The organism is Kribbella sp. NBC_01510 (assembly GCF_045040325.1).
In the GTDB taxonomy this organism is placed as follows: Bacteria; Actinomycetota; Actinomycetes; order Propionibacteriales; family Kribbellaceae; genus Kribbella.
Genome location: NZ_CP109418.1, coordinates 2,923,464 through 2,943,512, shown reverse-complemented (window position 1 = coordinate 2,943,512; position 20,049 = coordinate 2,923,464). Strand labels below are relative to the sequence as shown.

The 20,049-nt window shown below is 67.9% G+C and carries 17 protein-coding genes; 11 read left to right on the top strand and 6 right to left on the bottom strand.

The features are described from left to right. The first annotated feature begins 224 nt into the window (after nt 1–224). Entirely contained in the window at nt 225–1,208 is a 984-nt protein-coding gene (locus OG558_RS14600) for a LuxR C-terminal-related transcriptional regulator (RefSeq protein ID WP_405070739.1), read from the top strand. A gap of 31 nt (nt 1,209–1,239) precedes the next feature. Continuing rightward, nucleotides 1,240–1,545: a hypothetical protein gene (locus OG558_RS14595; protein WP_405070738.1), complete on the top strand. Its 306-nt coding sequence runs from the start codon at nt 1,240–1,242 to the stop codon at nt 1,543–1,545. A gap of 1,002 nt (nt 1,546–2,547) precedes the next feature. Here the strand turns inward: OG558_RS14595 and OG558_RS14590 are convergent. The 4 genes from OG558_RS14590 to OG558_RS14575 are packed head-to-tail and all read right to left on the bottom strand — an operon-like array spanning nt 2,548 to nt 6,719. Then, nucleotides 2,548–3,918, bottom strand: coding sequence for an NAD(P)(+) transhydrogenase (Re/Si-specific) subunit beta (locus tag OG558_RS14590; RefSeq protein WP_405070737.1), 1,371 nt, complete (start codon nt 3,916–3,918; stop codon nt 2,548–2,550). Continuing rightward, a complete protein-coding gene (locus tag OG558_RS14585; RefSeq protein WP_328525458.1) occupies nt 3,915–4,220 on the bottom strand; it encodes an NAD(P) transhydrogenase subunit alpha in 306 nt (101 codons plus the stop codon). Before OG558_RS14585 ends, OG558_RS14590 begins: the two co-directional genes overlap by 4 nt. Next, entirely contained in the window at nt 4,217–5,341 is a 1,125-nt protein-coding gene (locus OG558_RS14580; protein WP_329483764.1) for an NAD(P) transhydrogenase subunit alpha, read from the bottom strand. Before OG558_RS14580 ends, OG558_RS14585 begins: the two co-directional genes overlap by 4 nt. Nucleotides 5,342–5,384: 43 nt before the next feature. Next, nucleotides 5,385–6,719: a dipeptidase gene (locus OG558_RS14575; protein ID WP_405070736.1), complete on the bottom strand. Its 1,335-nt coding sequence runs from the start codon at nt 6,717–6,719 to the stop codon at nt 5,385–5,387. Nucleotides 6,720–6,839: 120 nt separating this feature from the next. On the opposite strand from OG558_RS14575, the gene OG558_RS14570 reads away from it, so the two are divergent. Further along, nucleotides 6,840–7,781, top strand: coding sequence for a hypothetical protein (locus OG558_RS14570; RefSeq protein ID WP_405070735.1), 942 nt, complete (start codon nt 6,840–6,842; stop codon nt 7,779–7,781). Here OG558_RS14570 and OG558_RS14565 read toward each other — a convergent pair. Continuing rightward, complete coding sequence (locus OG558_RS14565; RefSeq protein WP_405070734.1) at nt 7,778–9,301, bottom strand: serine/threonine-protein kinase; 1,524 nt, start codon at nt 9,299–9,301, stop codon at nt 7,778–7,780. The two genes, OG558_RS14570 and OG558_RS14565, sit on opposite strands and share 4 nt — an antisense overlap. Before the next feature lie 172 nt (nt 9,302–9,473). On the opposite strand from OG558_RS14565, the gene OG558_RS14560 reads away from it, so the two are divergent. From OG558_RS14560 to OG558_RS14525, 8 genes are all read left to right on the top strand, one after another. Further along, nucleotides 9,474–10,637, top strand: a complete 1,164-nt coding sequence (locus OG558_RS14560; RefSeq protein ID WP_405070733.1) for a hypothetical protein — start codon at nt 9,474–9,476, stop codon at nt 10,635–10,637. A gap of 55 nt (nt 10,638–10,692) precedes the next feature. After that, on the top strand, nt 10,693–11,430 hold the full coding sequence (locus tag OG558_RS14555; RefSeq protein ID WP_405070732.1) for a metallophosphoesterase family protein: 738 nt from the start codon (nt 10,693–10,695) through the stop codon (nt 11,428–11,430). A 17-nt stretch (nt 11,431–11,447) separates the two neighbouring features. Next, nucleotides 11,448–12,578: a histidine kinase gene (locus OG558_RS14550; protein ID WP_405070731.1), complete on the top strand. Its 1,131-nt coding sequence runs from the start codon at nt 11,448–11,450 to the stop codon at nt 12,576–12,578. 9 nt (nt 12,579–12,587) lie between these two features. Further along, a complete protein-coding gene (locus OG558_RS14545; protein ID WP_405070730.1) occupies nt 12,588–13,337 on the top strand; it encodes a LytR/AlgR family response regulator transcription factor in 750 nt (249 codons plus the stop codon). Nucleotides 13,338–13,352: 15 nt separating this feature from the next. Next, complete coding sequence (locus OG558_RS14540; RefSeq protein WP_329483756.1) at nt 13,353–13,733, top strand: hypothetical protein; 381 nt, start codon at nt 13,353–13,355, stop codon at nt 13,731–13,733. A 25-nt stretch (nt 13,734–13,758) separates the two neighbouring features. Continuing rightward, nucleotides 13,759–15,297, top strand: a complete 1,539-nt coding sequence (locus OG558_RS14535; RefSeq protein ID WP_405070729.1) for a cation acetate symporter — start codon at nt 13,759–13,761, stop codon at nt 15,295–15,297. A 189-nt stretch (nt 15,298–15,486) separates the two neighbouring features. Further along, nucleotides 15,487–15,819 (top strand): DUF485 domain-containing protein, encoded by a 333-nt coding sequence (locus OG558_RS14530; RefSeq protein WP_405070727.1) that lies wholly within the window; start codon nt 15,487–15,489, stop codon nt 15,817–15,819. Between the two features lie 11 nt (nt 15,820–15,830). Then, nucleotides 15,831–17,462 (top strand): cation acetate symporter, encoded by a 1,632-nt coding sequence (locus tag OG558_RS14525; RefSeq protein WP_405072165.1) that lies wholly within the window; start codon nt 15,831–15,833, stop codon nt 17,460–17,462. 1,084 nt (nt 17,463–18,546) lie between these two features. Here the strand turns inward: OG558_RS14525 and OG558_RS14520 are convergent. Next, complete coding sequence (locus tag OG558_RS14520; protein ID WP_405070726.1) at nt 18,547–20,037, bottom strand: CHAD domain-containing protein; 1,491 nt, start codon at nt 20,035–20,037, stop codon at nt 18,547–18,549. Between the last annotated feature and the right edge of the window lie 12 nt (nt 20,038–20,049).

Here is a 20,049-nt window from a genome sequence, read left to right as displayed (position 1 = left end):
CTCCTTACGACAGCCAGCACACTCCAGCTGGACCGCATTCCGGGTAGGCGGCGTCGGCCGCGAGCGGTGAGAGCGCCCCGAGCACAAGCGCCAAACTAGCTACTGTCAGCAACTTCTTGATCACAAGCAGCCCTTTCGAAATAATCCGACCCGATCTATTGAGTGCTCTTTGTCGACGCACTCTGTATATGGTCGGTTCCGACAAGTTCTGGAGGAGAGGGATCGTGCTCGAACCGCTGGGTGTGGACGAAGCCACCTTTGCGGTCTACCACGCCCTGCTCAGCCACCCAGACAGTACGCCGGAGCAGATTGCCGCGCTAGTAAATAGTCCATTGACCGGCGTGATCGAACTGATGGACAGGCTCCGGGACCTGGAGTTGCTGGTGCCGACCTGGACCAACCCCGAGGGCGAGCACGCCGTCCATCCACGCGTAGGGCTGACCGGGCTGGCTGAACGGCGCCGTGCGGAGCTCAACAAGATGCTCGGTGAACTCAAGGAGGCCGAGGCAACAGCCGAAGTAGTCGCCGAGCAGTACAACGAGCTACTCACGTCCCGTAGTAGTGGTGACGTCGAGGTCCTCCAGGGGCGCGCGAATGCCTCTCGCCGCATCGAGGAGCTTGGTCTGAAGGCGACCGAGTCGTTCTGGGGCCTGCTGCCCGCACACGTGGACGACACGATCCTGCCGCTCGAGCGATCGCCGGATCTGCCCCTGCTCGAGCGAGGGCTGAAGATGCGGACGGTCTACCTGCAGAGTATGACCACATCGAAGCAGGCGCACGACTACGCCGCGATGATCCACCGACTCGGCGGTGAAGTGCGGGCTACCCCCACGCTTCCGATGCGTCTGCTGATCTTCGACCAGGAGATCGCGATCATGCCGATGGACCCCGAGAACCCGACGGCCGGCGCAGTCATCCACCGCACCCCCGCGGTCGTCTCCGTTGCTCTCGCCCTGTTCGACGCCTACTGGGCGCGCGCGACCGAGATGTTCGACCCGGACGAGCGCGACGACGACAGCCCCCTCACTCCGCACGAGGCCGAGGTACTGCGTCTCCTCGCCGGCGGAGCCAAGGACGAACAGGTCGCCCGTCTGCTCGGCATCTCGCTCCGCACCGCCCGCCGCATCACCGCCAACCTCTCCGAACGCCTCGATGCCGCGAGCCGCTTCGAACTCGGCGTGGCTGCTGCCAAGCGTGGCTGGGTCTAGTCCGAGGGCCGGCTTGTTCGAATCGTTAGGTTTGGCGGAGCGCACCCTCACCGTTTATCGAGCGTTGTTGCAGCGGCCAGAGCTGATCCGACGCAACAGATTGCTGGATCTTTGCACCGAACTCCAACTCAGCGCAGACGAGGCGATTGCCGAACTTGATCCGCTCCGCAAACTGGGCCTGCTTGTTCCTCGCTGGAGCGCTGCAGACGAGGAATACCCCTTGCACCCTGCTGTGGGATTCGAGCGCCTCGCCGCCAGGCGCCAACAGGCAATTGATGCCATGGTGAACACACTTCGCCACGACCAGCAGGCAGCGAGCCACTTCGTCGCGGACTAAGTGAGTTCGTCAGGCAATCCAATGTCGCGGATGTTGAGGTGCTCGAGGGCCGCGACAAGGCGTACCAACGCATGCAGCATTTCCAACCCACCAAATCGGTGTGGGCAATTCTCCCACCGCCTCACGTCGCGCCATCCCATGAGCCGCACGAAAGTCCGGACATTCCATTCCTCGAGCGCGGAGTAGATGCGCGCACTCTGATGGCCGAATCTGTCCTGAATATTACGGCCGTCCGGAGGCATTTCCGCTACCTACTGGGATTCGGCTCACAGTTCCGGACGATGCCGACCGTACCCCCGAAGTTGGTCATCTTCGATGGGGAGTCCGTGGTCTTGGGGATCGATCCTGACGACCCATCCGTTGGCGCGGTGGTGCACCACAGCCGAGCGGTAGTCAGGATGGCCCAGGAACTCTTCCTTAGCTACTGGGCCAGGGCAGTCGACCCCTTCGCCGCGCATCGGATTAACGGCAAGGAGGTATCAACGACCAAGAGAGAGCATTTCTCGGCCTCCTCGTACAGGGCGCGACCGACGAGCAGGTTGGGCGGAAGTTGGGGTTTTCTCTGCGGACTGTTCGGCGGATGGCTGCGAAATTGAGTGAGCAGGTGGGGGCTTCGGGGCGGTTTGAGTTAGGGGTTCGGCCGGCGCAGCGTGGGTGGGTGGATTAGTCAGCCCCAGTCCCAGGCGCGGCGGGGTTTGCTGGATGGGCAGCACAAAATGATCTCCTCTGTGATGGGCGGCGAGAGGGACTGGCGCGCGCGGCCCATATTCCTCATCGCCCGAAGTCAAACAGAGGCGCAAGTTGGGGGTCAACGATCCGCGGTGGCCGGGGTGGGTCGTTGGCCGCAGGCGGCCAGGTCGTCGTCAACAACTATCGGCGTGGGCAAGAAACCGGACTGGACCGCTTGAAAGCCGTCCAGTCCGGAAGTGTCAACGATTTGCCACAAAGGCTCAGCACGTGGTGTAGTTCGCGACTTTCCCAGGTGACAACGAAATCCCCGAGTCAGACCGTCTTGAGGGCGGCCAGGAGTTTGGTCAGGGAGTCTCGGGCGTCGCCGAACAGGAGGGTGGTTCGGGGGTCGTAGAGGAGTTCGTTCTCGATGCCGGCGAAACCGGGGCGCATGGAGCGTTTGAGGAAGATGACTCGCTGGGCCTCGTCGGCGTTCAGGATGGGCATGCCGTAGATGGGGGCCGACGGAGTGTTGCGGGCTGCTGGGTTGACTACGTCGTTGGCACCGACGACCAGGACGACGTCCGTGGACTTGAAGTCGCCGTTGATGTCGTCCATCTCGCGAAGCTGGTCGTAGGGGACCTGAGCCTCGGCCAACAGCACGTTCATGTGGCCGGGCATCCGGCCCGCGACCGGGTGGATCGCGTAGTCGACCTTGACGCCGCGGCTCTGCAGCTCCTCGACCAGGTCGCGCAGGGTGTGCTGGGCCTGGGCGACCGCGAGACCGTACCCGGGCACGATGATGACCCGGTTCGCGTACCCGAGCAGGATCGCGACGTCCTCCGCGCCACCCGAGATCACCGGCCGCTCGGACACCGTGCCGGCACCCAGTGTCGACCCGCCGCGGACGGCACCGAAGAGGATGTTGAAGACCGACCGCCCCATCGCGTCGGCCATCAGCTTGGTCAGCAACGTACCGGCCGCGCCGACCAGCGTGCCCGCCACCAGCAGCAGCGTGTTGCCGAGCACGTAACCACTCGCGGCCACCGTCAGACCGGTGAACGCGTTCAGCAGCGAGATGACGATCGGTACGTCGGCCCCGCCCACCGGCAGCACCAGCATCACACCGATCGCGAGACCGACCAGGCAGAGCAGTACGCCGACCCACACGCGCGGATCGGAGACCAGCCAGCCGGCCAGCGCGAGACCGCCGAGGATCGAGGCGATGAACAGCACCGGCAGGCCGGGGAACGTCACCGGCCGCGTCGTCATCAGCTCCTGCAGCTTGGTGAACGTCACCACCGAACCGGAGAAGCTGACCGCACCGACCAGGATCGTGAATGCCGAGGCAATCGCCGCCACCGTCGCGTCGTCGGAGACCTCGCCCAGCTCGATCAACGCGACCAGCGCCGCCGCGCCGCCGCCGACGCCGTTGAACAAGGCAACGAGCTGCGGCATGTGCGTCATCTGCACCCGCCGTGACCCGACCACGCCGCCGACCGTGCCGACCGCGAGCGCGATCAGGATCGGGGCCAGGTGGTCCGGCTTGTACGCGACGAACGTGATGATCACCGCGAGCACCGCACCCGCGGCGCCGAGCAGGTTGCCGGCCCGGGCGCTCCGCGGCGACGACAGCGCCTTCAGGGCGACGATGAAGCAGACCGCGGCGACCAGATAACCGATCTGGGCCCAGGTGGGGATCACTTGTGCAGCTCCTTCTTGCGAGCGCCCGGACCTTTGAACATCTCCAGCATCCGGTCGGTGACCACGAACCCGCCGACCATGTTCACCGTCGCCAGTACGACGGCCAGCAGCCCGACGATCACCACGATCGTCGAGTCGGCCTGCCCGGTGACGATGATGGCGCCGACCAGGATGACGCCGTGGATCGCGTTCGCCCCGGACATCAGCGGGGTGTGCAGGGTCGAGGAGACCTTGCTGATCACCTCGACCCCGACGAACGCGGCCAGCACGAAGATCGTCAGCAGCGCGATGGACTCACTCACAGGCCCTGTCCTTCTAGGAGTTCGCGGGTTGGCTCGTGCAGGACGCTGCCGTCGTGGGTGACGCAGCAGCCGCGGACGATCTCGTCGTTGAAGTCGGGGTCGAAGGCGGCATTGCGGGTCATCAGCCGGATCAGGTTGGTGAGGTTCTGACCGTAGAGCCGGCTGGCCGGTCCGGCCAGCTGGCTCGCGACGTTCGCGCCACCCCAGACCAGCGCGTTCCCGATCGTCAGTTCCGTGCCGGCCACGGATCCCTCGACGTTGCCGCCCTGCTCGGACGCCAGGTCGACCACGACCGACCCCGGCTTCATCTGCTCGACCATCGACCGCGACACCAGCATCGGCGCCGTCCGGCCGGGTACGGCGGCTGTCGTGATCAGAGCGTCCGCGGCGGCGACGTACGGCGCGAGCAGCTCGCGCTGGAGTTGAGCCCGCTCGGCCGTCATCTCGCGGGCGTATCCACCGGGGCCGTCGAGGGTGCCGAGCTCCAGTTCGATCGGTACGGCGCCCACCGAGGCGATCTCCTCAGCGGCCGCCGTACGGACGTCGTACGCCTTGACCACCGCTCCGAGACGCTTGCAGGTCGCGATCGCCTGCAGGCCGGCCACGCCGGCGCCGAGGACGAGCACCTGGGCCGGCGGGACGGTGCCGGCCGCGGTCATGTTCAGCGGGAAGAAACGCGGCAGCCGCTCGGCCGCGACGATCGCGGCCCGGTAGCCGGCGACCAGGGCCTGGGAGGACAGCGCGTCCATCGACTGGGCCCGGGAGATCCGCGGGATGAGCTCCATCGCGAACGCGGTCAGCTTGGCCCGCGTGGCGGTCCGGACCACATCCGGCGGATTCGTCGGCAGGAACGACATCAGCGCCGTACCGGCGTGCAACCGCTGCAGGCGCTCGCGCTCGAGCGGCTGCACCGACGTCACGATGGTGGCCGCGTGGTCGGCACCCCAGGCGACCTCGGCACCGGCGTCGCGGTACTGCTCGTCGGAGAACAGTGCGCGCTCCCCGGCGGCCGGCTCGACCGCCACCTCGTAGCCGAGCTCGATGAGTTTCGCGACTTGTTCCGGCACCAGCGCGACCCGGCGCTCGGCCGGTCTGGTCTCCCGCACGACTGCGATCTTCACTCGCCGAAACCTATGCCAAACACTGGGTCGCCGGAAAGCCCGATCACGCCTGGTCTGCCAGGTTTTGAAGCAATAACGCCTCGGCGAGACAGACCTTGGCGAACTCGGCGAGGTGCAGACCTTCGTCGATGCCGTGGGCGCGGGTGTCCGGATCCTCCACGCCGGTGACCAGGATCGAGGCCTGCGGGAAGGTCTGCTGGAACTCCGCGATGAACGGGATCGAGCCGCCCATGCCCATGTCGATCGGCTCGACGCCCCACGCGGTCGCGAAAGCGGAGCGGGCCGCCTCGTACCCGGCGCCGCGGGCGTTGACGCTGCACGGCTGGCCGGTCTGTCCCTCGGTGACCGTGACCTGGGCACCCCAGGACGCGTGCGACTCGAGGTGCTCCTTCAGCGCGGCACTCGCCTTGGTCGCGTCGTCGCCCGGCGCGACCCGCAGGCTGACCTTGGCCCGCGCGACCGGCACCAGCGTGTTGCTGGCCTCCGCGACCGACGGTGCGTCGATCCCCAGTACGGCGATCGACGGGCGGGTCCACAGGCGGTCGACGAGCGAACCCGAACCGGTCAGTCGCACGGACTCCAGCACACTCGACTCAGCCCGCAGCCGATCCTCGGGATACTCCACCTCCGCCGCCCGGGAGGCGTGCAACCCGTCCACCGCGACGTCACCCTTCTCGTCGTGCAGTGTGGCCAGCAGCCTGCACAGCGTCGACAGCGCATCCGGGATCGGACCGCCGAACAACCCGGAGTGGACCGCGTGATCGAGCGTCCGCACCTCGACGTACGCCTCGACCAGGCCGCGCAGCGACACCGTCAGCGCCGGCCGGCCGACGTCCCAATTGCCCGAGTCGGCGATCACGATCGCGTCGGCGGCGAGCTCGTCGGAGTACTCGTCCAGCAGTTGCAGCAGAGTCGGCGAGCCGATCTCCTCCTCGCCCTCGACGAACACGGTCACGCCGACGGGCAGGTCGTTGCCGAAGGCCCGTACGGCGGCCAGGTGCGCGGCGATGCCCGCCTTGTCGTCGGCCGCGCCCCGGCCGTACAGCCGGTCGCCCCGCTCGGTCGGTTCGAACGGGTCCGACGTCCACTGCTCGACCGGTCCGGTCGGCTGGACATCGTGGTGCGCGTACAAGAGGACGGTCGGCTTCCCGGCCGGCGCGGCCTTCTTCGCGATCACGGCGGGCGCGCCGTCGTTGACCCGGACGATCTTCACCGTGAAACCCTCGGCCTCGAACAGCGCCGCGGTCGCCGCGGCGGAGCGCTGGACGTCGGCCGCACGGGCCGGTTCGTAGCTGACCGACGGGATCCGGATGAGGTCCTCGAGGTCGGCACGGACACTGGGCAGAACGCGGTCGATCGCCGCTGACAGATCGGTCATGCGCCTACCGTACGGCGTCCGTTCGCGGAGCCGACGCCCGGGAAACCCTCGCGCGTTACTCATTGGCGATCTAATCTGGAATTCTCGTAGGTTTCCGCCCAACCTCCAGACGATCCCATCATGGCCAAACGCCGTTCAGCCATCCTCACCGCCCTCATCACGGCCGGCGCCGCGCTCACCGCTGCACTGCCGGCGCACGCCGCGATCAGCTGTGACACCGACACCACCGGAGGCTCGACGTTCTACGACGGGCCGTCCGCGTCCAAGAAGTACGACGCCCGCTTCAGCAACAGCGCGAGTATCCCCAACCTGAGCACGCAGACCCCACAGGGCGCGGGCACTTGGTACAACTGGGACGGCTCCGGCAAGAACCTGCTCCTGGTCGGGTCGTACCGCGACGGCGCCGACTCGCAGATCTACGGCATCGACCCGGCCACCGGCTCCACCGTCGGCATCGTGGCGATCGCCGAGTCCCACGTCGGCGGCATCACCGTGAGCAAAGGCTGGGCGTTCGTGTCCGGCGCCGGTAGCAGCATCCGCAAGTACAGCCTGACCGCGCTGCGCGACGCCATGAAGGCAGCGGGTACGCCGTACCTCACGCAGGTGGGGACCGCGCGGGACGTGGCCGGAGCATCGTTCATCGGCAGCTACGGGGACTCACTGTTCGCCGGCACGTTCAACGAGACGGGCCGCGGCACCATGTACGAGTACAAGATCGCCGACGACGGCACCCTGACCACGGTCGCCGGTGCGTGGGAGGTGCCGACCAAGACGCAGGGTCTGACGGTCACCGCGAATCACTTCATCTACAGCACGTCGTACGGGCGCGGGAACCGCAGCAACATCTATGTGGTGAAGCGCGGCCAGAAGGACCTCGACGCGGCGGCCTTGAGCTGCTTCCGCGCGCCGAGCATGACCGAGGGCATCACCGAGTACAACGGAACGGCGTACCTGGTCTACGAGTCCGGCTCATACCTCTACGCCTCGGACTCGGCCACCCTCAACGTCATCCCCCGCATGCACAAGGCAACCATCTCGTCCCTGACGTCGCTCGTCCCCTAAGGCGTGTAGGCCGCCGAATCCAGTACGGCCTGACGTTCCTTCGTATCCCCGCGCACCTGAATCCGAAGCTGCGTCGTGTCGTTCACCTGCCGGTACTGCTCCACGACCGGCGGGTGGCCGTCGCAGCTGTGCTGGAAGGTGACGATCTGCACGCCGCCGGCTGTCTGACCACGATCCGCGGTGCCAGCTGTGCATCCCGGTGGTGCGCTGGCGCTGTTCGGCAGCGTTGACGAGGCGACCAGCCCGACGAAGACACCCTGGGTGTCCGAGTTGGTCTGCCACGTCGACGTGCTCGTGCTCACCACCAGCGATTTGCCGGGGTCAACCGCCTTCTGCGACCAGGACCGCGGCACATCGACCGACAGGTGATCGGTCGTCACCTTCACTGGGCGAGTCAGGACGTAGCGGTACCCGCCGTAGCCTCCAGCGGCCGCCAGCAGGAGCGCGACGAGGACGGCGATCACCCGGGAGCGAGCAGACCGCTTCGGTCGGGTGGCGACGGTCGACTGGTTGGACCTGGGCGGCTGGGTCGGCTCGGCCGCACTTGCTGGCTGACCAGCGTCCGTCAACTGGCTCACGCTGGTCGGCTCGGCCGCGCTTGTTGGCTGGCTGGCTCCGGACAGGGCCGTCGCCTGATCGACGGCACCGGTCGCGGGGACCGGTGTGGGCATCTCGTCGGCCGGGACCAGCCCGGGTGGGACCTTCCCGGTGGTGTGGGCCTCCCGCAACGCGTTGAGGAAGCTGTCCAGGTCCGGCCAGCGCTTGTCCCGGTTCGGCTCGAGGGCACGGCGTACGACAACATCGATCGCGTCCGGGACGTCCGCGCGCAATGTGGTCATCGACGGCGGTGGCTTCTCGATCTGCATCACCGCACCGAGGCTGGCCACGCCGTGCGGCGCCTGTCCGGTGAAGGCGGCGTACGCGACCGCTCCGAGCGAGTACAGGTCCGCACGCTGGTCCAGCCGCTCTCCGAGCACCTGCTCGGGCGCGACGTACGCCGGAGTGCCGCCAGGCAACGTGATCCGGGAGACCTCGGCCAGCGACTTGCCCAGACCGAGGTCTGACAGCATCGCCCGATCGCCGGCCGGATCGGTGTGGAACAGCACGTTGGCCGGCTTCACGTCGCGGTGCAGGACGCCGCGGGCATGCAGGTGCTTCAGCCCTCGGCCGACCTGGGTGATGATGCGCACGACCTCGGCGAACTCCATCGGGCCGGCCTTGATCCGGTCCGCGAGCGTGCCGCCGTCGGCGTACGTGAGGACCATGAACGGGCGTCCGTCGTCGGCCTCTCCGATGTCGTGCACGCCGACGACGTACAGCGAGTCGACCTTGCGGAGGAACCGCCCCTCGGCCAGGAACCGGCGCCGGACGTCGTCGTCCTCGATCCAGTTCTCGGACAGGATCTTGACCGCGACCTCGGCGTCCAGTTGCTCGTCGCGGGCCAGCCAAACGGTCGCGAAACCCCCGGCACCCACCCGGCGGACCAGGGAGTACCGGCCGATCCGCGGTGGCTGGTCCATGGCGCAATTATGCTCGATCGCTCCTGCGACTCGCTCGCCGGAGCAAACAATCGGGCGTCTTGGTGCGTCACACGGGGATGGATATGGGACGAGTGGCAGCGCGAAAGCGGCCGCCGGTGGCTGTGGTCCTCCGAACCGCTGCTGCTCGGGTCATGACGTTAGGAGTCCGCTGATGCGGCAGAAGTACGGGGGGCTGATCGCCCTCGTCGCAGCCGTCGCCGTGGCCGCCATCGCCACCGGGGGAGCCCTCGCCTACCGCCAGGGCCCCCAGGACAACGCCCTGGCCAACGCCGCCCCGCTCTCCGGCACGCCGTCCCCCACCCCGACGCCCACTCCGACCGCAACCCCTTCGGCGCCCCCATCGAGTTCCCCGACGCCGAAGCCCACCCCCACCAAGTCCGGTCCACTCAAGACCAAGGTCGAGCTCGCCAAACTCACCCAGGGCCGTGCCCCGCAGGTCACCTACCTGTCCGGCCGCACGGTCCGCGGTGGAGCCGGCCGCGACGTGAAGGTCCCGGGCACGGAGGACATCCAGGACGTCGCCCGCCTGAACCAGTCGGTGCTGGCCGTCGTCAGCAAGGGCACCGACACCGAGATGCTGACGATCGACGACTTCAGCGGCAAGGTGCTCCGGCACACCCCGGACGTCACCAGGATCGTGACGACCGAGGACGGCCGGGCTGCCGCCTATGTCGCCCTGCGCAGATCCGCGGAGAGTGACTCGACGCCGGGCGCCGTCATCTACGCGGAGCAGGAATCGGTCCAGAAGCTCACCCTGCCGGACGTCTGGGATCCTGTTCCGCTCGGCTACGTCGACGGCAAGGTCTACTTCCGGGCCGAGTCCGCCCAGGGCGCGCTCACCTGGACCCTGTACGAGTGGGTGCCGGGCGCCTCGAAGGCGACCGCGATCAAGACCGTGCCGAAGGCGACCGCCCTGACCGGCGACGGCAAGCTCGCCGCGTCGCTGAGCAATCTGACCGACTACAACAGCTGCTCCACCGTCGTCGAGGTCGCGACCGGCACGCGGCTCTGGCGTACCTGTGACTACCAGATCCACGGCTTCACCCTCGACGGCTCGACCGCCTTCGGCGGTCCGTTCTACGAGGACGGGTATGGCAACGGCGTCGCTTCGGCCTTGGACGCCAAGACGGGCGCCCTGCTGCACGAGTGGTCCGGGATCTTCCGGCAGACGGTCCCCGAAGACGACCAGCACCTGCTGATCCTGGCCGATGACGGCGAAGAGACACCCGCCTCGATCATCCGCTGCACGATCCCGACCGGCACCTGCGAACTCGCCACGCCGCTGGCCAAGGGCAATCTGCTCATCGGCAGTTGATCTGCCGTGAGCAGATACCCCTGTGATGCAAGGGGTTTGAGGGCAGACTGACGCCATGGAGCGGATAGCGGTGCTGGCAGATGTGCATGGCGTGTTGCCGGCGTTGGAGGCGGTGCTGGCCGAGGAGGACGTGCTGGCGGCCGATGTGATCGTGCTGGCGGGGGACATCGCCAGCGGGCCGCAGCCGGTGGAGACCTTGGACTTGCTCACGGAGTTGGGTGAGCGGGTGGTGTGGGTTCGGGGGAACGCCGACCGGGAGCTGGTGGAGATGGCCCGGGGTGCGTTCGACCGCGAGGCGCCGGATGCGGTGAGTCCCTGGGCCGCTGAGCAGTTGCGGGCGGACCAGGTGGAGTTGCTGGCTGGGTTGCCGACCACGGTGACGATCGGGGACACGGTGTTCTGCCATGCGACGCCGCGCGACGACGAGGAGATGGTGCTGGTGGACAGCCCGATCTCCCGCTGGGCCACGGTGTTCGACGGAGTGCCTGCAGACATCCGGACAATCGTCTGCGGGCACACGCACATGCCGTTCGCCCGGCAGGTCGATCGGCGGCTGGTGGTCAACGCCGGCAGTGTCGGCATGCCGTACGGCGCTCCCGGGCCGAGCTGGGCTCTGCTGACTCCGGATGGCGTGCAGCTGCGGCGTGCACCACTCGACGCGGTGAAGGCTGCGGAACGCATCGTTGCCGAGTCGGCGTTCCCGGATCGCCGCGCCTGGGTGGACGAGTATCTGCTGAACACCTACTCCGACACCCAGGCCTTGGACGCGTTCAGACCACGTGCGGAGGGTTGAACAGCTACCGTCGAGGCATGTTCGCGCGGCGGCGGAAGCATTTCGGGACTCCGGCTGACAAGGCGACGTATGCGACCCTGCATACCGCCTCGCTGGCCACGCCGCACCTGCGCGAGGGTCTGACGCCCGCAGCGGCGGGTAAGGCGAGCCGCCACCTCAGAGACCTCCTCGGTACGGCGGCCATCGCGATCTGCGACTCCTCCGGCGTACTGGCATGGGACGGCATCGGTGGACCCTACGAGAGCAATCACCGTGGTGATGCGAAGGCCATCGCGGCCCCAACACTGCGGTCCGGACGTACGGCGGTGCTCGGCGCACATGACGTGGCCTGTGGCGATCCGCAATGCCCGATCCGTACGGCGGTGGTCGCGCCGATCGTCACCGAGGAGCGAGTGGTCGCGGTACTGGTCGCGTACAGCATCCGCACGTCGGCTGCACTGGTCAGAGCGACTGAAGAGGTCGCCCGCTGGGTCTCGGGCCAGGTAGAGCTGGCGGAGCTCAACAAGGAACGTACTCGTGCCATGGAGGCCGAGCTGCGCGCACTGCGGGCGCAGATCAGCCCGCATTTCATCTACAACGCCCTGGCCGCGATCGCGTCGTTCGTCCGGACCGATCCGGAGCGGGCGCGTGAGCTGTTGCTCGAGTTCGCGGACTTCTCCCGGTATGCGCTGCGGCGCGGCGGCGAGTTCACCACACTGTCGGACGAGCTGCGCAACGTGGAGCGCTATCTGGTGCTGGAGCAGGCCAGATTCGGCGACCGGCTCAAGGTGTCGCTGCTGATCGCGCCCGAGGTTCTTCCGGTGGTCATCCCCTTCCTCGTCGTGCAGCCGCTGGTCGAGAACGCCGTACGGCATGGTCTGGAAGGTACAACTGGCGTCGGCCGGATCACGATCCACGCGCGGGATCGGATCAACGAGGCGGAGATCAGCGTCGAGGACGACGGCGCCGGCAGCGACCCCGAGGTGATCCGGGCCGCGTTGTCCGGCGAGTCCGGCAGCGACTCGGTCGGCCTCGGCAACGTCGACGCCCGGCTGCGGCAGGTCTACGGCGACGCGTACGGCCTGGTCGTGGAGACCGCCGTCGACGCGGGCACCAAGGTGACTTTCCGAGTACCCAAATACTCCTCAGGGGTGCACGCTTCGCCGTAGGGTGACGCCATGGCCGACACTCCGCTGCGCGCGCTGGTCGCGGACGACGAGGAGCCCGCCCTGGCCGAACTGGTGTACCTGCTCGAGCGCGACCCCCGGATCGGCCAGATCAGGACGGCGTCGAACGGACCGGACGCGCTGAAGATCCTGCACGAGACGGACCTGGACGTCGTGTTCTGCGACATCAAGATGCCGGGCCTGGATGGCATCGACCTGGCCCGGGTGCTGTCCAAGTTCCGCCAGCCGCACCCGCAGATCGTCTTCGTCACCGCGTACGACGAACACGCGGTGGCCGCGTTCGACCTCCAGGCGGCCGACTACGTGATGAAGCCGGTCCGGGCCGAGCGGCTGGCCGAGGCTGTTCGCCGGGTCGTCACCGCTGGCGCACCGGCCGCGCTGCAGACACCCGACGAGACCGAGGACGCGACGATCCCGGTCGAACTGGCCGGGGTGACCCGCTGGGTGAAGCGCTCGTCGGTCCGGTACGTCGAAGCGCAAGGGGACTACGCCCGCCTGCACACCGGGCAGAACTCACACCTGGTCCGGATCCCGCTCAGCACACTGGAGGAACGCTGGCGCGACGCCGGCTTCACCCGGATCCACCGCAGCACGTTGGTCGCCCTCGCCCACGTGGACGAGATGCGCGTCGACGGCGGCCGGTGCGCCATCCGCGTCGGCGACGACTGGCTCCCGGTCAGCCGCCGCCATACCCGTGAACTCCGCGACCTCCTGGTCCGCTCGACCGCCCTGCGCGGATGACGTGAGGCGGATGACATGAGTACGGCGGAAGGCCCGCGACGGGTCCGGGTCACGAGCCCGCGGACCAGCGCAGCCCGCCGGCCCATCATCCCGACCGGTACGCGCGAGATCGACGAGCAGACCCGGCTCGGCGAGATCTACATGCACTCACTGATCCAGTCCCAGCTACGACTTGCGCTCGCCGTCATCGGCGGCGTCCTCCTCGTCCTCGGCAGCATCCCGTTGCTGTTCTGGCTGGTCCCGCCGACTCGCACGCTGTCCGTCCTCGGGCTGCCGTTGCCCTGGGTGCTGCTCGGCATCGCGATCTATCCCGTGGTTTATGGCGCCGCCCGCATCTATGTCCGCAATGCCGAGCGGATCGAGGCGGAGTTCACCGAGTTCGTCGGGAGGCAGTAATGCCTGCCCCGTCGGGAGGCACTAAATGTCTGCCGCGATGAGCGTGACCGCGATCGGATTGGTGATCGTGGCAACGATCGGGATCGGTCTGTTCGGGCTGCGGATCTCGCGGACCACCAGCGACTTCTACGTCGCCAGCCGCGCGGTCTCCCCGCGCTGGAACGCATCCGCGATCAGTGGTGAGTACCTGTCGGCGGCGTCGTTCCTCGGTGTCGCGGGCCTGGTGCTGGTGAACGGCGCCGACATGCTGTGGTTCTCGGTCGGGTACACCGTCGGCTATCTGATGCTGCTCGTGCTGGTCGCCGCCCCGCTGCGCCGCTCGGGCGCCTACACGTTGCCCGACTTCGCCGAGACCCGCTTCGAGTCCCCGATAGTCCGCCGGATCTGCTCCGGCCTGGTCGTCGGCATCGGCACGCTCTACCTGCTCCCGCAGTTGCACGGAGCCGGACTGGCCGTGCAGACCGTTACGGGCGCGCCGCCCTACGTCGGGGCTGCGATTGTCGCGGTGATCGTGGTGATGAACGTCGCCGCCGGCGGCATGCGCTCGATCACGTTCGTGCAGGCCTTCCAGTACTGGCTGAAACTCACCGCGCTCGCCACGCCGATCTTCGTCATCCTGATCGTCTGGCACCAACCGGTCGGCGTACTCGACTCCTTGCACGGTGCGGCGGCGCAATGGGCCGAGCCGCTGTCCCGGGCCGGTGGTCGCGACCACCCGCTGTACGCGACGTACTCGTTGCTCTTGGCCCTTTGTTTCGGGACGATGGGCCTTCCGCACGTGCTCGTGCGGTTCTACACCAATCCGGATGGACGGGCAGCACGCCGTACGACGGTCGTCGTACTGGCGCTCCTCGGGTTCTTCTACTTGTTCCCACCCATGTACGCCGTTCTCGGCCGATCGTTCGCGCCTGACCTGGTGAGCAGTGGTGCGGACACCGTCGTACTCAAGCTGCCCGGGCTCGTTTTGCCTGGCACAGCAGGGGATTTGCTCGGGGCGCTGGTTGCGGCCGGGGCGTTCGCGGCGTTCCTCTCGACGTCGTCCGGGCTGACGGTCGCCATCGCCGGAGTGATCGACCAGGACCTGTTGCGGAGCCGGTTGCATCGGTGGACCGGTGGGGACTACGTGGCGGTGAACAGCTTCCGGATCGCGGCGCTGCTGGCGATGACCGTGCCGTACCTGGCGTTCACGGTGACCGGTGCGTTGAGTCTCGCGGACACTGTCGGACTCGCGTTCGCCGTGGCCGCGTCGACGTTCTGTCCGCTGCTGGTGCTGGGGATCTGGTGGCGGCGGATGTCGACGACCGGTGCGGCGGCCGGGCTGGTCGTCGGCGGGATCGCCGCGAGCGCGGCGGCCCTGGTGAACGTGGTCGGCGCACCGCACGGCGGCTGGCCGCGGGCGCTGGTCGGCCAGCCGGCAGCGTGGACGATGCCGCTCGCGTTCCTCACCGTGATCGTGGTCTCGAAGCTCACCCCGGACCGCATCCCGGCCGGCACCGCCCGCAGCATGGTCCGCCTCCACACCCCCGAAGCAGTCGACGTTGATCGAGGCCTTCCCACCCGATGAGACCGCTCGTCGTGTGATTCCTACCGCTCATCGCAACCGAGTGATCCACCGGCCGACTGGTCTGCTCCGCTGAGCGCTCGTTGCGTGTGGGTGCTGTCGGTGCGACGTGACCGGGACCACAGTACGAGCAGCAGCAGCCCCTGCCGGTCCAAGCCGCCCGGCCTCATCCCCCCGTCTGGAGGTCACGCGATGAGTGATACGCGCGATCCGGACCTGACGACGTACCGAGATGTCCAGTTGTCCCCGGACTTCTCCGAATTGCGTCGCCGGTTCCGCAACTTCGTGTTCCCGATGACCGGACTGTTCCTGGTCTGGTACTTCGTCTACGTCCTGCTCGCCGCCTACGCGCACGACTTCATGTCGCACAAGGTCGGCGGCAACATCACCGTGGCCCTGTTGTTCGGGCTCGGCCAGTTCGTGTCGACGTTCGCCATCACGCTGATCTACGTCCGCTGGGCCGATCGCCGGCTCGACCCGGACGCCGAGAAGCTGCGCCACCAGATCGAGGGAGCCGAGCAGTGACCGCCCCATTGATGTTGCCGCTGGCAACCGAAATCGGCAATCCGACCGTCAACATCATCATCTTCGCGCTGTTCGTGGTCGCCACCTTGGCGATCGTGCTCCGGGCGTCGCGGAACAACAAGACCGCGGCCGACTACTACGCCGGCGGCCGGTCCTTCACCGGCCCGCAGAACGGCATGGCGATCTCCGGCGACTACCTGTCCGCCGCGTCGTTCCTAGGCATCGCCGGCGCGATCGCCCTGAACGGGTACGACGGTTTCCTGTACTCGATCGGCTTCCTGGTGGCGTGGCTGGTGGCCCTGTTGCTGGTCGCCGAACTGATCCGGAACACCGGCCGCTTCACGATGGCCGACGTCCTGTCGTTCCGGCTCAAGGAGCGACCGGTCCGGATGGCCGCCGCGATCTCGACCCTCGGCGTCTGCTTCTTCTACCTGCTGGCGCAGATGGCCGGCGCCGGGGGTCTGGTCGCCCTGCTGCTCGGTGTCTCCGGACGGACCGGACAGAGCATCGTGATCGCCGTGGTCGGCGCGATCATGATCACCTACGTGCTGGTCGGCGGCATGAAGGGCACCACCTGGGTGCAGATCATCAAGGCCGTCCTGCTGGTGGTCGGCGCCGGTATCATGACGATCTGGGTGCTGGCGAAGTACACCTTCAATCTGTCCAGCCTGCTCGGTGCGGCCGTCGACAAGAGCCCGGCGGCCGGCGAGAAGCTGCTGAGCCCGGGTCTCCAGTACGGCGCAACGGGGATCAGCAAGCTGGACTTCATCTCACTGGCGCTCGCGCTGGTGCTCGGTACAGCGGGCCTCCCGCACGTGCTGATGCGGTTCTACACGGTGCCGAACTCCAAGGAGGCCCGGCGCAGTGTCAGCTGGGCGATCTGGATCATCGGCATCTTCTACCTGTTCACCCTGGTGCTCGGGTACGGCGCCGCCGCGATCGTCGGCCCGGACCGGATCAAGGCCGCGCCGGGCAAGGCGAACTCGGCCGCACCACTGCTGGCGTTCGAGCTCGGCGGTGAGCTCCTGCTCGGTGTCATCTCCGCAGTCGCCTTCGCCACCATCCTGGCGGTCGTGGCCGGCCTGACGATCACCGCGAGTACGTCGTTCGCCCATGACATCTACGGCTCGATCATCAAGAAGGGCCAGATCAGCGGCGACGGCGAGGTCCGGGTGGCCCGCTACACCGCGGTGGTGATCGGCCTGGTCGCGATCGTCGGCGGCATCTTCGCCAACGGCCAGAACATCGCCTTCCTGGTGGCGCTCGCGTTCGCGGTCGCGGCCAGTGCGAACCTGCCGACCATTCTGTACTCGCTGTTCTGGCGGCGGTTCAACACCCGCGGCGCGCTGTGGAGCATCTACGGCGGTCTGAGCTCGGCGATCATCCTGATCGCATTCAGCCCGGTCGTCTCCGGCAAGGTGGACGCGAAGACCCACGCCAGCCTGTCGATGATCACCGACACCTCGATCGACTTCCACTGGTTCCCGCTGGACAACCCCGGCATCGTCTCGATCCCGCTGGCCTTCTTCCTCGGCTGGCTCGGCACGGTCACCAGCAAGGAGCCGGTCGACATCGACAAGTTCGCCGAGATGGAGGTCCGCTCCCTGACCGGCGCGGGCGCCGAGAAGGCGGTGCAGCACTAGACCTGTCAGCCAGGCCCTGCTGACTCGACGCGAACCTGCCTGACAGCCCCGCCCCGAGAGACGGACCCGGCCCCCGCCGGGTCCGTCTCTCGTTCAAAACAACAAGCAAATACCGAAAAGCCGAGATACATGCAGCCGGGATCCGTGGACCGTTCCGGCGCGTCCCCCGATCCACCAGCCCACCGCGCAACTTCGGGGGATATCGGGCTCTCCTGACGTATCCGTGGGTGGTTGGTTCGCCTCCTTCGCGTCCCGGGCAGGCGGCCGTGTTGTGTCGGTTGCCGCCGGGGTGGGGAGGATCTCGTCCCGGGTCCGGTGGGCAGATCCTCCCCAGCCTGACCCCGGACGGCCCGCGGGTCTCGACCTGGGCGGACGTGGCGCACTCACTAACCCGGTCCGTCAGCCACCGAGTGCACGCGGCCGAGCGTGGCAACTCTGGCATCGCGTTGCTTGTGAGTGGTGCAGGTCCGGCCAGCGTCCCGGCATCACCAACCCCGCCACCACCGCCGGGCCACGTATGGCGGACTTCCAGGCCATCACAATCACCCAGACGCTGCGATAGCCCGCGGGAGGCCGTCGTCCTCGCCTCGTTGTGATGGCCTGGCGGTCCGGCCGGACAGCACGGGACCTGGGAGACCATGTCGAGGCCTGTGGGACAGGTTGTGAGGTGTACCAGGTCCCGACATGGTGTCCACGCCCCCGCCGCCAGACCGCACCCCGACGATGGGCCGGATATCCGTGCGTGGATTGGGTTCCCCGCTGGTGTGCGCGGAGAGAACCCACAACAGCAGCGGATAACCCATGACCTGAACGCCATCCCGGGGTGCCGGACTGGTCAGCATCCACAGATCCGCGTATAGGCAGGTGGTGGCGCAGGCTCTCATTCATCTGAAGCATCGGTCCACGCAACAGTGAGCTGTTTGGGAACAACGCCCGCCTCGCGCAACTCCGCCTCCTCGAGAGGAGTACCACGGAGAGTCGCTATGGCCTGTGCGGGCAACACGCCTTCGATGTATCCGGTGATCGCCCGGGCCGGCAATCGCTGGGGTGCAGGCGCCGCCAACCGGCAGTCCGTGTCGTGCTGTCAGCGGGCCTCGAGGGTGGGCCAGAGAGCGAAGAAGGCGTCGCGGGAGCGGGTGCCGCGGAGTTCCTCGGCGGCGTGCAGGCGGCCGAAGGTGAAGGAGTTGCCACCCTCGAGGTAGACCTCGACGGCCAGTTGGCGCAGGAGGTCGCGCGACACGACGCTGTCCTGGTGTTCGCCGAGAACCTCCTGGACTTCCTCGGCGCGGGCGGCGAGGGAAGCGGCATCGTCCCCCAGGACGGGTACGGCGGACTCGGCGGCGTACCGGAGTCGCTTGGCAGCCTTGCGGACCTCGTGGAGTTCGTGGTCCAGCTCGGCGCTGGTCTCGGCCGACTCGGCGCGCCGGACGGCCTTGCGCAGGCGGCGCCGGTCATGGTGGAGGAGGTCGGGGACCTGCTTGGCGGCCTTGCGATCGTCGTCCGTCAGCGGCGGCTTGGCAATCAGCTCGTCCAGCGCTTCGAGCAGGCGGAAGTAGCGCTCAGTCTCCAGCGCGGCGAGCGCGCCCGCCAGGCCGGCCTTGTAGACCCCGCGCAGATGGTCGTCGATGCGGCCGGCCACGCGGCCCATCACCAGTTCGACCGGCTGCTCGGCGACCTCCGCCGCGAAATGCTCACGCTGAACCTCGGCGTCTCGCGCTGCTCCGAGCTCACCCGCCAGCCACTTCAGCTCGACGCGGATCAGGTGCCCGGCCGCACGATCCACGACCGGCCGGTACGTCGCCAGTGCCGACCGCAGTCGCCGTGTCGCCACCCGGAACTTGTGGATCGAGTCCGGGACATCCCGCCGTACCTCGGGGTCACGCTCGCGGATCGCCTGCACCTGGGCACCGGCGTACGCGCGGAACACGTCCGACGTCCTCGGCTTCTTCGGCAGCTCCAACGACTCGGGCGGCGGCACGCGGTCGCCGAGCGCCCGCGCGAGCTTGCTCGGACCTACGGCCGGCTGGGCCCCCGCGGACCGCAGCAGCTCGCCCGCGGCCGCCAGGAACGCGTGGTCCCCGTTGACGAGCTCGACCTCCCACTCCCGCCAGCTCTCGGGCTCGCCACCCTCGACGGTCGCGGTGACGCGGTCGTCGGCGAACTCGGCGAGCACCTCGCCGGCCTCGTCCAGGACGCGATGCACGACGCGCTTGGTGTTCAGCGCGACGACGGGCACGAGCTCCTGCTCCCGGACATGCACCCGCACCGAGCGGACGACCGCGACCGGGACCTTGCGAACCGCCCGCCCGAGCGGATGGTGGACCTCCAGCCGCTCGCCGTTCGACCTGGGGAACTTTACGTGCCAGCCGTCGTCCTCGCCGCCGGTGCGCCGACGCAAGGTCACCTTGTTCGCAGCCAGGTCCAGCCCGGCGGTGTCGAAGTACACGGCCTCCAGCTCGAGCTTGACCGGTCGCGACACCCTCGCGACACCGGGGAGATCGCGCAACGCCGGCAGGCTTGCGCTCTCGTCGACGTCGTACTTGGTCTCGATCTCCAGCTGTTCGGTCGGAGGCATACGTACTGTTTA

Bases quoted from the DNA above. Each gene is read 5' to 3' on its own strand.
- OG558_RS14560 (WP_405070733.1), top strand. From the start codon at position 9,474: ATGCGGCAGAAGTACGGGGGGCTGATCGCCCTCGTCGCAGCCGTCGCC.
- OG558_RS14540 (WP_329483756.1), top strand. From the start codon at position 13,353: ATGAGTACGGCGGAAGGCCCGCGACGGGTCCGGGTCACGAGCCCGCGG.
- OG558_RS14555 (WP_405070732.1), top strand. From the start codon at position 10,693: ATGGAGCGGATAGCGGTGCTGGCAGATGTGCATGGCGTGTTGCCGGCG.
- OG558_RS14575 (WP_405070736.1), bottom strand. From the start codon at position 6,719: ATGACCGATCTGTCAGCGGCGATCGACCGCGTTCTGCCCAGTGTCCGT.
- OG558_RS14550 (WP_405070731.1), top strand. From the start codon at position 11,448: ATGTTCGCGCGGCGGCGGAAGCATTTCGGGACTCCGGCTGACAAGGCG.
- OG558_RS14565 (WP_405070734.1), bottom strand. From the start codon at position 9,301: ATGGACCAGCCACCGCGGATCGGCCGGTACTCCCTGGTCCGCCGGGTG.
- OG558_RS14535 (WP_405070729.1), top strand. From the start codon at position 13,759: ATGTCTGCCGCGATGAGCGTGACCGCGATCGGATTGGTGATCGTGGCA.
- OG558_RS14520 (WP_405070726.1), bottom strand. From the start codon at position 20,037: ATGCCTCCGACCGAACAGCTGGAGATCGAGACCAAGTACGACGTCGAC.
- OG558_RS14545 (WP_405070730.1), top strand. From the start codon at position 12,588: ATGGCCGACACTCCGCTGCGCGCGCTGGTCGCGGACGACGAGGAGCCC.
- OG558_RS14570 (WP_405070735.1), top strand. From the start codon at position 6,840: ATGGCCAAACGCCGTTCAGCCATCCTCACCGCCCTCATCACGGCCGGC.
- OG558_RS14525 (WP_405072165.1), top strand. From the start codon at position 15,831: ATGTTGCCGCTGGCAACCGAAATCGGCAATCCGACCGTCAACATCATC.
- OG558_RS14530 (WP_405070727.1), top strand. From the start codon at position 15,487: ATGAGTGATACGCGCGATCCGGACCTGACGACGTACCGAGATGTCCAG.